This window comes from Bradyrhizobium valentinum (assembly GCF_001440405.1).
In the GTDB taxonomy this organism is placed as follows: domain Bacteria; phylum Pseudomonadota; class Alphaproteobacteria; order Rhizobiales; family Xanthobacteraceae; genus Bradyrhizobium; species Bradyrhizobium valentinum.
This window is the reverse complement of record NZ_LLXX01000113.1, coordinates 1-12828: the sequence shown is the minus strand read 5'-3', so window position 1 is coordinate 12828 and position 12828 is coordinate 1. Positions and strand designations below refer to the sequence as shown.

Sequence of the window (12828 nt, the reverse complement as noted above, 5' to 3'; positions counted from 1 at the left end):
GGTACAGCCGGTCGTGATCAATCGGAACGCCCGGTCGCGATCGCTCGGTACGCGCATCCGGTACAGCCTCGCGATTTCCGACGAGGCGAAAGCACTTGCATTTGCAGAAGCCACTAGCGTTCACTCGGCTCGGCTGTATGAGCGCATGGGATGGAAAATCATGGGCGAGGTTCAGGTCGGCAGTTACCCGCCGGTTTTCCCGATCCTCCGCCATCCCTATTGAATGCGGGACGGCGACCCGGCGCCAGGCAACGCGTACCGAAAGGCCGATAAAGCCAGTGCCTCTAAACCTGTACGAGTCTGATCATGCTGGATCTTCATCACCTCGAACAGCTCGACGATCTGTTCCATTCGATGGGAGGAGGCAAGCGAATGTTTTCTCGGCTACCAGTTTGCGAAGGGATTCAACTACGAACCGTTGTGGCGCTCCCTGAAGCTGACGGGCAACAACAGCGGAGATCCATTCAAATCGGCAACCTATCGCGTCAGTTCGCGTACGTTCGAATGCGAAGTCATCGACTTCTTTGCCCGTTGTTTCGGACACAGTCGGACGAGTTTTGGGGCTACATCACGAACGGAGGGGCCGAGGGAAGCATCTACGGCTTGTATCTGGGTCGAGAACTGTATCCGAACGGAGTGGCGTATTTTTCGCGAGACACTCATTACAGCGTTAGCAAAGGGGTTCATCTGCTCGGGCTCGAACACTGTGTGGTGCGTTCCGAGTCAAATGGAGAAATGAGCTACGAGGACCTAGCGCAGCAGGCGACCCGCGCGCGACATCGCCCGGCCGTCGTGGTCGCAAATATCGGCACGACGATGAAGGAGGGCAAAGACGATGCGCGACGAGTCCGCGCTGTCCTTCACGACATCGGAATTAATGACGTTTATGTCCATTCCGACGCGGCATTGTGCGGACCGTATGCGCCCTTCTTAAATCCGAAGCCGGCGTTCGATTTTGCGTGATCAGCGGACACAAATTCCTCGGCTCACCGATGCCTTGTGGTGTGGTTCTCACGCGTAAGCAGCATGTGGAGCGCATAATGCGCACGATCGATTACATCGGCAGCTCCGATAACTCGTTGAGCGGATCGCGCAATGCGTATACCCCGATTGTTTTCTGGTATGCGATCCGCAGCCTAGGTATCGGAGGGATCAAGCGAACCTTCCGTCAATGTGAGCAACTCGCGGCCCACGCAGCCGAAGAGCTAAATGCCCATGGCGTGAGAGCGTGGCGCAATCCCGATGCGCTGACCGTGGTCTTCCCTCCCGTTGGAGAATGCATCCAGACCAAGTGGTAGATTGCGACGCAGGACGTCAGTCACCTGGTCGTCACGCCGGGCACGACCAAGCACCAGATCGATGCGCTAATCGAAGCGATGACGACGAGAAGGCTGGGGCTCGAAGAATCGGACATTCGTGATGGCTGCGTGTGGCGCGGTTAACCCCCTAACATCGGAGTAGGTGAGGTGCGTCGAGTGTCTACTCCGCTTGCTCTCGAAGGAGATGAATGTTGCGATCACATTGACCGAGCACCGTACCAAGCCCTGAGGTAATTCATCATGCATTCGAAGGGTTGTCGGGCCTTAGTAGTCTCGCATTCGTTGCCGGAACGGCCTATCGTACCGAGCCAAACATGGTGCGGTCCTCTCGGTCGGATCCGTCACCTTTGGCTAAGGACTGCCGATAAAAATTTCGATGGACGTTTCTGGAGCTTCGGGCGAATGTCCTCGACGCGATCTCAAGCCGGAGCACTGTTGTGGATCGGCGAGGACAACCAATGGCGACAAACGAGCGTTGCTAGTCGCAAAGCGTCTAGCCGTCAAATCTTGTGCAAGCAATTCCTGCGGGGGACGCCGAGTTGGGTAAGTCAAGCGATGCAGGTTGGAAGCGCCCGAGTAAGCTTAAGCAGGAAGCGTGCCGGAGCGCTTCCGCCTACCGCTGCGCGACCGCAAAGACGCCGATCGATGAGAGAAGGGGGCTGCCATTCGGCGTGCCCGGCTCGATGGTGCATCGGCAGCATGTATTTCAATCCGGATGATCAGTCGGTTCGAAACGGGGCAATCGACCGTCAGCATTGTGCTGCTTGAAAGTATCTGCGCGAGATTAAGTAATGACCTCGGCTTTTTTCCGTGAAGTTGAACGACGGGATAGGCTCAACTCAAAGGCTCTGATCAAGTGGAGGTCGTCGCTCAGCTGCCAGGTACGGCACACCTATCTTGCTGTCGCACCGAAAGGGAGCACGGAAGCTTTTCGAACCCTTCCTCATCAGCATACAAGCAGAAAGCGATAGTCATCCGCGGTTCTATGCGCGTTAAGTGACGAAAAGCGCGCAAAACGCGTCGATCCGCGGGGTGAAACGCCTGCATCAGCGTGTTGTCAATTCTCGGATGGTGCTTCAACGGGAACAGCAAAGCCCGCCTTTACGCGATCCAATACGACCATCGTCTTGAAGCTCTTAATGTCCGGGTTCACATAGAAGAACCGCCGAGTGAACTCCTCATAATCTTCCATTGTGGGCGCGGTAACGTATAGGACAAAATCCGCGTCGCCGGTGACGTAGAAGCCGTTGACGACCTCAACGGACGATCTGATGGCCTTCTTGAATCTATCGATTATATCTGAACGCTCTCGCTCCATGGTCACCAGCACCAGCATTTGAATAGGTCTGCCCACCGCTTTCGGCGAAACGATTGAAACATCGGCCTCGATAATGGCCTCCGAACGGAGCCTCTTCAGTCGTCGTTGACACGCGGTAGCAGAAAGCCCTGCTAGTTCGCCGATCACCTCGGAAGTTAGGCGGTTGTTCTTTTGCACAATCTCGAGGATGCGGGCATCTATCCGATCGTATTGCATAATCGGCTCCCCAGCCTTGAGGTGAATTTCATCCCGAAAGGCGTCCAAAATATTCCAAATGCATGCGATGATTTCAACAAATGACCGCGTGGGCGATCGCACCGTCTTGGCCGCTGGTAGTGAGTCAGCTCCGCCAGGAGCTGATCATCCTGCCGGATGACGAGCAGCCAGTGAACGTTAACGTCGACGTATGAATGGTATGAGGCGTTGGTGCGATCACCTGCTGCTCCCCACCTTTGCCAAAGATCGTTCGTTCTAAAGGAGGGCCTATGCTCAAATTTCAAGCTGGCTCTGCTTTCTCTTGCGAAGCTTTGGGTTCCGGAGATTGCGGGCCCCTCGCCTTTGACTTGCTGACGGACTTGCTCAAGCTGGCGGCCGATCTCGGCCTTCTGCTGGCAACGCGATTGCGCCAAAGACCGCTTACAATGTTCGCATCCTTCTGAAAACGTTGCTCCCCGCTCCGGGCCTTCTCCTCGCCTATCCATCGTTGGGGCGCTGCCGCCGGCGGCCCAGGGCGATGACCTCGATGCAACGATAGGAATCAACTTCCTGCCTGAAATCATGCATCGCATTGCCGCCATTCCACCTCCACTGATGAATTCAGTCTAGGCCGGATCGCAGGTGAGCCGAAGGATGGAGGTGAGGGGCTCATGCCGGTAGACTTAGTTACGTGTTGAGCGGCACAGGCACTGAAGTTGACTTGAGCCCAACGTGAAAGGAAATGTGGTCGCTAACAGCCGTTCGAAGGCGGAACACTGTTCAACCAGGTGTTGCTCGATGTGTTTTCGCTCCTCATGAGGCAACTCGCTTTGAAGCAACTTACGACAACGCCAAATTTCATTCCGCACTGATCTGATCTCACTTAAGCTATCATCAATCGAAGTACTCATGGATGCCGACACAGTGTGGAACTAACCTTTGAAAACTTATCAAAGTGTCATTCTTCGGCGAAGCCGCACACTGACTCGCCTTCATCACGAACGTTTCAGGTGTGTTGAGGATGGCCGGAAGATCAGGCCGACAGTGGCATTCATGGCATCAAGGTAGCATCGATAGATGCAGGCCTCGCGCGCCGATCTCGGGGCCACCATAAATCTTAGGCTCTCAATCGAGCCACGGTGGAAGCTTTGCGCATGTTCGCCTCCAGTCGGCATTACGTCTATAGCCTCCCTACATTGTCTTCCGCTTCACCATGCCCGCAGGCGAGGTGCAGCGATGCCAAGTCTGAGGTCCGCCTTGTTGGCGAAGCTGCTCGCTCCATCGGAGTGCTTTGCGAGGTTTGCTGAGTTTAACGAATATTTAGATCTTGATTAATGTAATGAGCAGCGCATCTTCGTGGAATTTCTGCGCTTTGGTGCATTTTTTTGATGGATTCAAGCGGCCGGGGTGCGATGGGTTTGCACTCGTGAAGTCGCCACTGCCAATACAGGCACGCGAACAAACTTCAACGCGAGCCATTTGTTACCGGCAGAGCGTGTGAAATGTCGATCTCGGCCTTCCTTTTTCATTACGGGGGCGGACAAATGCTTATCTCCACATTTCTTCCGATCATGGTCGTCTGGATGGAAGGAGTGCACCGTATCGTTTTCTGCGATCCGTCTGGACGCTACCGCCATAAAGTATGGGTTGATAACGGCGGGTATCTCACTTGGGTTGCAAGCCGCGAATGGGATGAGGTGCTAAGCTCAGTACGAAGTTCGCTCCAATCAGCCGACACGCCGCTCTTCGTCGCAAGCTCGCCAGCGCAACACGACAATGATATCAACCCGTACTCGCTATCCCCAATCGCATCGCCCAACCTCGCAACCAGCGCCGCCTCTTACCCGACGCCCGCGGTTCCGCTTTCCGCAACCGGCAACTGTGATGGATGCGGGGAATAGATGTCGCATTCTAGACGGCACGAGGCTGATTCGACTCCGGTGCGGCAGTTGCCGCTTTTGCCGCCTCGGGCCGAAGACTGCCGATTGCAATCAGACTCACAGGGGGGAAGCCTTCGTATTTTGGATAACATGGTTTGCCTGCCGATTGATAAAAGCATCGGGTCGAGGATGCCTCCTCGCCTTCACAGAAGGCGCCAATCGCCCGAGGCCTGCAGGCCCCACTCAGTGCATTTTTTGTGTGGTGACTGTCGACAAATGCTGCCCGTTGGGGTTCCTGTAACGATTGGCGAGGCTTTGGAACAATCCAGCGATCTGGTCTGGTTGAACAGTAAATTCTCCATAGTTTGGATCGAAGAGCGTGGTCATTCCATTCGACGCCGACGTCGCAACTGTGTGTGCGCCACCTTCGGCGAAATACAAGCTGAGCAAATAGTTCGATCCGTCTTCGGTGATTTTTTCCAGCATGCGCGAGAAGCGCGAAGGCTCGCCGAAACTGTATTTCTTCTCTTTTCCGGATGGTGCCAAGCCTGCTTCCTGCAATATGGTGTTTTGTGCCTGAAGGTCGGCCTGAGGAGCTCCTGCTCCCTCGCTTCGCAACTGATCCTTGAGGTCCTGATACTGCTGCTGCCGCACAGTCGCTGAATAGTGCCTTTGCGATCCGGGTATTAGCGCATTCATTCTGGCTGACGGGCTGTTGTTGAGATTGCGGAGCCACTCCGCAGTTAGTCCAACGCAGATGCCGTTGACATTCGCCTGAGGCAATTCGGCCGTCCTGTATTGGAACAGGGAGGTGCTCGGCCTCGCTGGAGAGGATGTACTGGGGTTGCTATGAAAAGTTGGATCCGACGCATGTGGCTTGCTGGCGCAGCACCCCATTTTGTCGGGCAACTCCGCAGGTGGCAGGTTCCTCCGCAGCGCGAGATCCGCAAGGGTTTCTGTAAAGCTGTCGCTGTCCACCGACTGACTCAGCTCGTCACCTTGGCTAGCGCGTGTGGATGAGCCACTGATTCGATTATACATGGCGATTCGCGTTTCCCTTCGGCGTACGTTTCGTCGCAGTGAGTTCGGGCTGCTTAGGCCCTGCTGCAAAAGGTACTCAGGCAAGCTGACGACGAGCTGACGGGCAGGTGTTACCCAGCTTAGAGAGCATGAGGAAGGACATCGGTCCAACGACGAGTTGATGGTGGTGTATGCTTCACCAACGATGGTCGGACTTCAATCTCTCTTCGGTTCAATTTGATCATGCTGGCCGACGCTGCTTAATCGACCTCCGCCTTTGCTCTCCCAATCCCTGACGGGCAATCCATCTCCGTCCGGGCACCTAGGGCTTCACCTTACTCGCCTCGTGACGGCGTGGGCGCTAAGCTCGCAAATCAGCCCCGTCAAGGCTAGATCCCCTTGAACCATTCACATCCCTTTCGATTTTCGATAAGGCAAGCGCCTGAGGTGCAAACTTCGCCATGACTGTATTTTGAGCAGGCGGATCAGTGCCGCGACTAGCGCCGGTTGTCCGATCGGGCACTGGCCCGGTGAACCATTGAGCCTTTTCTGGCCCCGATTCAGGATGCCGCCGTGCTCGGGCCGGCCAAGGCCCAAGGCTTTCGGTGGCGCAAAAATGCGGCCAGCCTTGACCGCCCTGCGCGCGGCGGCCGGCGAAATGGGCGGTCGGACGGAAGATTGCCGGCGATGCGGTCGAACAAAAGAATGGACTTGCGGGCCACGTGTCGACGAGTGTTGCCTTCCCAAAAAAACACCGCTTGTCCATTTCATTTCGCTGCTGGCTTCGCTGCGGGGAGGTGAATCAGGAGCATCGAACGCGTCGCCAGATGGCGGCGAATATGCTCTGAATCAGGTGGGAGCGACGCCCTGCCGGGACGATCCCGAACTCTGAAAGCCAGATGCTGCTTGCCGAGCGGTGCAAGAGCGAACGGCTGCGGCAGATCATCAAGGAATTACAGCCGCCAGGCATTGAGCTCGATCGTTCGACGCTGGCAGCTGGGCGGGGCAGGCAGCCTTCTGTTGTGTGAGCGCCTCCTTGGCAAGATCAGGCAACGGCGAAAGCTGTTAGCCGACGAGACGACGATCCCAGGTGCTCGATCCCGGCCGAGAGCGCACCAGACCGGTCAGCTCTGGGCTTATGCGCCCGGACGACCGGCCATGGGGCGGCGCCGATCCGCCCGGTGTCGCCTATATCCATGCCCTCGATCGCAAAGCCGACCGACCAATCGCCCATCTACCAGGCATCAAGGGGATCCTGCAGGTCGATGGCTACGCCGGTTATGGCAAGTTGGCCGAGCGTGACGACGTTCAGCTTTCATTCTGCTGATCGGCATGCGGCGTAACTTCTCCGAACTTGCCGCCCCTGGTCCTGCGCCCATTGCGGCGAGGCGCTCAAGCACATCGCCGAGTTCTATGCCCATCGAGAAGGACATCGTGGCTGTAGCGCCGAGGGCGCCGTCTCGTTCGCCAACAGAAAAGCCAACCGCTGGTGGAATCCTTCGAGCCGTGGCTACGCAACGCTCTCGTTGGTGCGCTGAGGCCGCCTGGCGGCCACCGTAGAGAAGCAGTTCGACGAGGGGTGAACGGATCGTCTCGATGCGTCGCGACACGTGGGGATAAGCCAGTTGCCGCCCGCGACGAGAGAATAGCATTCCTTCATAAATGAGGTGTTGAGCAAGCATTGTTTGATTGTCGCGAAAACATCAGAATTTTCGCGTGACGAAAATGAACTTCGCGGCAAAGGGCACATGATCAAACTGTCGTGTGACATCCGAAATTGTCTCTGCGGAGGCGCGCTTGCCGTAATTGGGCTGTCATCGCCTCACGCAGCGGACCCCGCACCAGGCTGAAACGGCTGGCGATGCGCGAAGCAATTAAGGTGACGTTGACGGCTTTAATCGTGCCTGCGCGTATTGAAATCCGTCGACGAAGGGCGTTCGAACGCGGGATTTGAGCGTTAACAGGAGGCTCATTGCATAATCAGGATGAAAGTGTTGTTACAGTCCGAATCAATTTTTCGTTACGGGTGAGCGGGGTGACCGCCGCATGTCAGGAGAGGGGCCGCACTATGACCGACCACGTGCCCGCCGTCCTCGAAGCGCTTGACGGCTCAAGAGATGCAGCTCTCACGCAGGTGTCCGGCACACAGCCGATGCTTGACCGGCCTGTTAAGGTGCGTCCTCCTACGCGCTCCTTTGTCAAAAATGCGATTCTCGCCCGTCTTTCTCTGCAAGACCTCGCGGCAGTAGGGGAGTTCCTTGAGCCGATCGTGCTGAGAGAACGCATGATCCTGCAGGAGCCGAAAAGGCATCTTGATTACGTCTATTTTATCGAGTCGGGCCTCGTCTCGCTGAGAATTGTCGCAGCGGAAAGCATCCTTGAAACCGCAGTGATAGGACATTGGGGTGCGGTCGGCGCTTCGCTCTTAGTGGTAGGGCATCTTTCGACGCACCAATCTGTTGTGCTCTTTCCCGGAAATGCGCATAGGATCGGTGTCGAGGATTTGCGCCGGGTGACGAAGGAGCGTCCTGAAATCCGAGAACATCTTCTTCGGTACGTTCAAGCGCTGACCTTGCATTGCGCTCAGATGGGATTGTGCGGGGTTCGGCACGATCGCGAACAGAGGCTCGCGAGCTGGCTCTGTTTGGCGAGTGATGCTCTGGGCGCTCACGTGCTTCCAGTCACTCATGACTACCTTTCGTTCGCGTTGGGGTTGCGCCGCGCTGGTGTAACCGAGACGCTAATCCGATTTGAAGAACAAAGGTTGATTCGCAAGATGCGGGGCGTCTTGCAGATCCATGAACGCAAGGGCCTCGAGCAAAAGGCATGTGGTTGTTACAAGCTTCTTTCAGGCACTTATGCCCTTGTCTGAGTCCCTCAGCAAGAGAGCGGGCGGTTAGCAAAATCGCCCAAGCGTTCAGTGCATCTCAAAGCACAGCCCGACATGCCTGTCCACGTGCTCCGGAATTGCTACATCGAGGGCACGGGCTTTGTCGCGCACTGTGAGGACCGTGCCGAATTTGCCGATCTCACCACGGAATTTGCGGTAAACGTGCTCACGTCAATTTTCTTTCTGGCTCTGATCATGGTCGATCGTATGTAGCCGCTTTGTCGTCGGTGACGCACCTACCGCACCTACAATATCGTCGCAACGGTCGGAATCTGGCGCTCGGCTGCGCGTTACAACGGCGAGCGCCAACCTTGCACGCATCGGTATGGTTGCCAGAATGATCTTGTTAAGTGTCATCATGATCGATGACCATTCCCGAATGCCACTCTGTTAACTTAGCCCCAAGGTAAATGGGCTCTGCATTAATCGCGTCTCAGTGCTGCAACAGCGTAAGCGTCGTTTTCAGGCCACGGCCCTGAGGTCTTGACGTTTGTAGGCCCACGGAAGCAGCTGGTCGATCTCGCTGTTTGGATGACCGTTGGCGATCCTGGTGAGGACGTCGGTGAGGTAAGCGAGCGGGTCGACGTCGTTCAGCTTGCAGGTTTCGATCAGAGACGCGATAGCGGCCCAATGCTCGGCGCCACCGTCGGAGCCCGCGAACAACGCATTTTTCCTGTTGAGCGCGATCGGGCGGATCGAGCGCTCGACGGCATTGTTGTCGAGCTCGATGCGGCCATCGTCGATGAAGCGCGTCAGGCCTTCCCAACGCGAGAGCGCATAGCGGATGGCCTCGGCGAGCTTGCCCTTCTGACTGATCAGGCCGAGTTTTGCGCGCAGCCACTGCTCGAATGCATTGGCGAGCGGCTGGCTTTTCTGCTGCCGGATGAGACGCCGCTCCTCGGCGCTGCGGCCACGGATGTCCTTCTCGATGGCGTAAACCTCGGCAATTCGCTTGAGCGCCTCGCTCGCAATGGGCGCCGGGCCAGGGGTGGCAAGTTCATAGAAGTTGCGCCGCATGTGCGCCCAGCAGAACGCAAGCTGGACGTCGCAGCGCTCGGCGAGCTTGCGGTAGCCGGCATAGCCATCGACCTGCAGGATCCCCTTGAAGCCGTCCAGATGGGCGATCGGCCGCTCGGCCTTGCGGTCGGGGGCATAGACATAGACGACACCCGGCGGATCGGCACCGCCCCATGGCCGGTCGTCAGCGGCATAGGCCCAGAGCTGGCCGGTCTTGGTGCGGCCGCGGCCGGGATCGAGCACCGGCATCGTCGTCTCGTCGGCAAACAGTTTTGATCTCTGCCTGAGCTTGCCGAGCAGGCGCGCGTGCAGCGGGCGCAGGTGCCAGGCGGCTTGTCCCACCCAGTCCGCCAGTGTCGAGCGATCGAGATCGATGCCTTGGCGGGCATAAATCTGGGCCTGCCGGTACAGCGGCAGATGATCGGCATATTTGGACACCAGAACCTGGGCGATGGTGGCTTCGGTCGGCAATCCGCCTTCGATCAGCCGGGCCGGAGCAGGCGCCTGCACGACACCGTCTTCGCACGATCGGCAGGCGTATTTGGGCCGCCGGGTGACGAGAACGTGGAACTGTGCCGGCACCATGTCCAGCCGCTCGCTCCTGTCTTCGCCGATCCGGTGCAGATCGCCCTTGCAACAGGGACAGGTCTTGTCGTCGACATCGACGACAACCTCGATCCGCGGCAGATGCGCCGGCAGCGAGCCGCGGTTCGTGCGGCGCTTGCGAGCCCGCGCCGCGCGGCCATCAGGCGCGCTTTCGTCCTGCTCTGCCTCACCGGATGCTGCGACCTGCTCGACGTCTTCCAGGCCCAGCAGCATCTGGTCCTCAGGCAGCGTCTCCGCCTTGCGGCCAAAGCGATGCCGCTGCAGCTCCTTGATGATCTGACGCAGCCGCTCGCTCTCGCACCGCTCGGCAAGCAGCATCGCTTTCAGCGTCTGAAGGTCATCAGGCAGGGCGTCGCTCGGCACCAGCAAATCAGATCATAGTCGGTGGCATCTTGCGACGATCCCGACAGCCCTGATTCACTTCGCCGCAGCGCTGCCAGCAACTATCCGGGCTGCGTTGGCTTTGCCGTCTCCCGTGCCTCATGGACGCGCCGCCAGTCGAGCCCTTCCAGCAGCGCCGACAATTGCGCCGCCGACAAACGCATCACGCCGTCTTCGATCTTCGGCCAGCGGAAGATGCCGTCTTCCAGACGCTTCGCAAACAGGCACAGACCCGTTCCATCCCAGAAGATCAGCTTGATCCGATCCGCGCGTTTGGCCCGGAACACGTAGACCGCGCCCGAGAACGGATCGGCCAGCATGCTCTCGCGCACCAGTGTGGCCAACCCTTCGGCGCCCTTGCGGAAGTCGACCGGCTTGGTTGCCACCATCACCCGAACCGCACCCGTCGGACCGATCATCGGCTCGCCTTCAGCGCCTGGACGATGGCCGCGATCGTGGTTGCGTCCGCGCCGCGGCCGGCCCGGATCGTAACGTCGTCAACCTCAACCTCGATCATTCCGACATCGGGCTCGGACTTGCATCGTGGTGCTTTGCGCCGCCGGCGAAGCGCGGGCGCCGATGCGCCCACATCCACCACCGCCGGCACAAACTGCAATTCTTCCGCTTCAGAATGCCCGGCCGCAGCTTCTCTCAGTTGACGGCGCCAGCCAAACAATTGCTGCGGCGACAGACCATGGCGCCGAGCTACGGCACAGACCGACTCCCCACTGGCCACAGTCTCCGCGACAATCCGCGCCTTGGCCTCATTGCTCCACTTCCGTCGACGACCAGCACCAGTGAAGACTTCCAGCCGCCGGACCGGCTCCGTGGTAGCACTACGCACTGTGTCCATTCTAGCAGTCCGCTGAAAAACCATGAAATGGAGAGTTTTCTTATTCTGGCCGGTCGTTGTTGGGGCGACGCGGCGGAGTTGGATGTAAATTTCTAGCCTGGTGTTGGGTGCACCCTGACGCGGGTGGCTAAGCGGCAAGCAGTTTTGGAATGCGGATCAGGTTATAGGCGATCAGATTGAGCAGGAAGTCGGCGGCGACGCGAGCGATGCCACGATGTTTGGTCTTGCGCATGGTGCCATGCTGCTTGCCCCATCCGAAAATGCACTCGACCATCGCCCGGCGCGATTGCGACATGCCATATCCCGGATGCCGCGTGGTTCGTTCGTCGATGGCGCTGTTGCGGGTGTTGCCGGTTTTGGTGACGGCCTGGTTCTGTGTCACATGCGGCGTCACGCCGATGGCGCGAAGATTGGCGACATGATCGGCCGTATCGTACGCCTTGTCCTCACCGGCCGTGATGCGGCGGCCTGCGGCTTTGCGTCTCGCCTTCAGCATGGCCTCCGAAGCCCGGCGTTCGGCGGTGCCATTGGCATGCGTGACCCTGCCGGCCACCGCCAGCCCATGCCGGTTCTCCATGGTGGCGTGGCCCATATAGCAAAGCTTGGCCTCCCGTCCGGCCGCCTTGCGATAAAGCCTGCTGTCCGGGTCGCTGGTACTCGCATGGGTGTCGTTCTTGCGCTTCTGGCCATGGAAGTTGGCGCCGTCATCATCATCACCGCTGCCGACCTTGGGGCGAAAGCTCTTCTGTGAAGCCCAGGCTTCGATCAGCGTTCCATCCACCGAGAAGTGCTCGTCCGACAGCAGCGGCTTGACCTGCGGATGGTTCAGAAGCCTGGTCATGAACTTCGTGAACACATCGCCGTTCTGCAGCCGCTCCCGGTTCTTGGTGAAGGTGGTCGGGTCCCAGACCGGATCGTCCGGCGACAGTCCCACGAACCAGCGATACAAAAGATTGTAGTCCAGTTGCTCCATCAATTGGCGTTCCGAGCGGATGCCGTAGAACACCTGCAGCAGCAAGGCGCTCAGCAATTGCTCCGGAGGGATCGAAGGACGTCCCTCGCTGGCGTAGAGCCTCCCAAGGCTGCGGTTCAAATCACTCAAAACATCCCGGACAAGTTCCCGGACCTTCCGTAGCGGATGGTTCGCTGGCACACGCTTATCCGGCGCGATGTACGAAAACAGGCCGCCCTGATCCGTAAACCTGCCGCGCATGATCGTCTCCGCCGATTCGAGATGATAAAGTGAATCATCAAGCCCCCGCCGTGGCGAGGGGGTTCTTCAGCAAACTGCTAGCTAGTCTTACTGAGTCAGAAAAAGCGTCTGATTCAAAAGGTCGCGGGCGAGGTGC

10 protein-coding genes and 2 pseudogenes are annotated in these 12828 nt (G+C 58.2%); 6 read left to right on the top strand and 6 right to left on the bottom strand.

Going from position 1 to position 12828, the window contains the following annotated elements; genetic code table 11:
• The 3 genes and pseudogenes from CP49_RS46710 to CP49_RS47420 all read left to right on the top strand — a co-directional run.
• A pseudogene (locus CP49_RS46710) lies at positions 1-223 on the top strand (hypothetical protein); the annotation flags it as partial.
• 83 nt (positions 224-306) lie between these two features.
• Positions 307-963, top strand: coding sequence for a pyridoxal-dependent decarboxylase (locus CP49_RS47425; RefSeq protein ID WP_245310729.1), 657 nt, complete (start codon positions 307-309; stop codon positions 961-963).
• 77 nt (positions 964-1040) lie between these two features.
• On the top strand, positions 1041-1298 hold the full coding sequence (locus CP49_RS47420) for a PLP-dependent aminotransferase family protein (RefSeq protein WP_245310728.1): 258 nt from the start codon (positions 1041-1043) through the stop codon (positions 1296-1298).
• A 1078-nt stretch (positions 1299-2376) separates the two neighbouring features.
• Here CP49_RS47420 and CP49_RS16880 read toward each other — a convergent pair.
• Positions 2377-2853, bottom strand: a complete 477-nt coding sequence (locus tag CP49_RS16880) for an Lrp/AsnC family transcriptional regulator (RefSeq protein ID WP_057851341.1) — start codon at positions 2851-2853, stop codon at positions 2377-2379.
• A 2102-nt stretch (positions 2854-4955) separates the two neighbouring features.
• On the bottom strand, positions 4956-5690 hold the full coding sequence (locus CP49_RS16875; protein WP_245310727.1) for a YopT-type cysteine protease domain-containing protein: 735 nt from the start codon (positions 5688-5690) through the stop codon (positions 4956-4958).
• 981 nt (positions 5691-6671) lie between these two features.
• Here CP49_RS16875 and CP49_RS49265 point away from each other — a divergent pair.
• From CP49_RS49265 to CP49_RS46080, 3 genes and pseudogenes are all read left to right on the top strand, one after another.
• A pseudogene (locus CP49_RS49265) lies at positions 6672-7257 on the top strand (IS66 family transposase); the annotation flags it as partial.
• A gap of 543 nt (positions 7258-7800) precedes the next feature.
• Positions 7801-8604, top strand: a complete 804-nt coding sequence (locus CP49_RS16865; protein WP_057851340.1) for a Crp/Fnr family transcriptional regulator — start codon at positions 7801-7803, stop codon at positions 8602-8604.
• A 72-nt stretch (positions 8605-8676) separates the two neighbouring features.
• Positions 8677-8835 (top strand): hypothetical protein, encoded by a 159-nt coding sequence (locus CP49_RS46080; RefSeq protein WP_210180948.1) that lies wholly within the window; start codon positions 8677-8679, stop codon positions 8833-8835.
• Positions 8836-9084: 249 nt separating this feature from the next.
• On the opposite strand, the gene tnpC is transcribed toward CP49_RS46080, so the two are convergent.
• The 4 genes from tnpC to CP49_RS16840 all read right to left on the bottom strand — a co-directional run bounded on the left by tnpC (position 9085) and on the right by CP49_RS16840 (position 12692).
• Positions 9085-10563, bottom strand: a complete 1479-nt coding sequence (gene tnpC / locus CP49_RS16855) for an IS66 family transposase (RefSeq protein ID WP_057851339.1) — start codon at positions 10561-10563, stop codon at positions 9085-9087.
• A gap of 125 nt (positions 10564-10688) precedes the next feature.
• A complete protein-coding gene (gene tnpB, locus CP49_RS16850) occupies positions 10689-11045 on the bottom strand; it encodes an IS66 family insertion sequence element accessory protein TnpB (protein ID WP_057851334.1) in 357 nt (118 codons plus the stop codon).
• Complete coding sequence (gene tnpA, locus CP49_RS49260) at positions 11042-11479, bottom strand: IS66-like element accessory protein TnpA (protein WP_057851338.1); 438 nt, start codon at positions 11477-11479, stop codon at positions 11042-11044. Before tnpA ends, tnpB begins: the two co-directional genes overlap by 4 nt.
• Positions 11480-11606: 127 nt before the next feature.
• Positions 11607-12692 carry an IS5 family transposase gene (locus CP49_RS16840; RefSeq protein WP_057851333.1) on the bottom strand — a complete coding sequence of 362 codons (1086 nt, stop codon included), beginning with the start codon at positions 12690-12692 and terminating at the stop codon, positions 11607-11609.
• Positions 12693-12828 lie beyond the last annotated feature (136 nt).

Excerpts from the sequence above, each read along its gene's own strand:
- CP49_RS47425 (WP_245310729.1), top strand. The coding sequence starts at position 307 with ATGCTGGATCTTCATCACCTCGAACAGCTCGACGATCTGTTCCATTCG.
- CP49_RS47420 (WP_245310728.1), top strand. The coding sequence starts at position 1,041 with ATGCGCACGATCGATTACATCGGCAGCTCCGATAACTCGTTGAGCGGA.
- CP49_RS46080 (WP_210180948.1), top strand. The coding sequence starts at position 8,677 with ATGCCTGTCCACGTGCTCCGGAATTGCTACATCGAGGGCACGGGCTTT.
- tnpA (WP_057851338.1), bottom strand. The coding sequence starts at position 11,479 with ATGGACACAGTGCGTAGTGCTACCACGGAGCCGGTCCGGCGGCTGGAA.
- tnpB (WP_057851334.1), bottom strand. The coding sequence starts at position 11,045 with ATGATCGGTCCGACGGGTGCGGTTCGGGTGATGGTGGCAACCAAGCCG.
- CP49_RS16880 (WP_057851341.1), bottom strand. The coding sequence starts at position 2,853 with ATGCAATACGATCGGATAGATGCCCGCATCCTCGAGATTGTGCAAAAG.
- CP49_RS16865 (WP_057851340.1), top strand. The coding sequence starts at position 7,801 with ATGACCGACCACGTGCCCGCCGTCCTCGAAGCGCTTGACGGCTCAAGA.
- CP49_RS16840 (WP_057851333.1), bottom strand. The coding sequence starts at position 12,692 with ATGCGCGGCAGGTTTACGGATCAGGGCGGCCTGTTTTCGTACATCGCG.
- tnpC (WP_057851339.1), bottom strand. The coding sequence starts at position 10,563 with ATGCTGCTTGCCGAGCGGTGCGAGAGCGAGCGGCTGCGTCAGATCATC.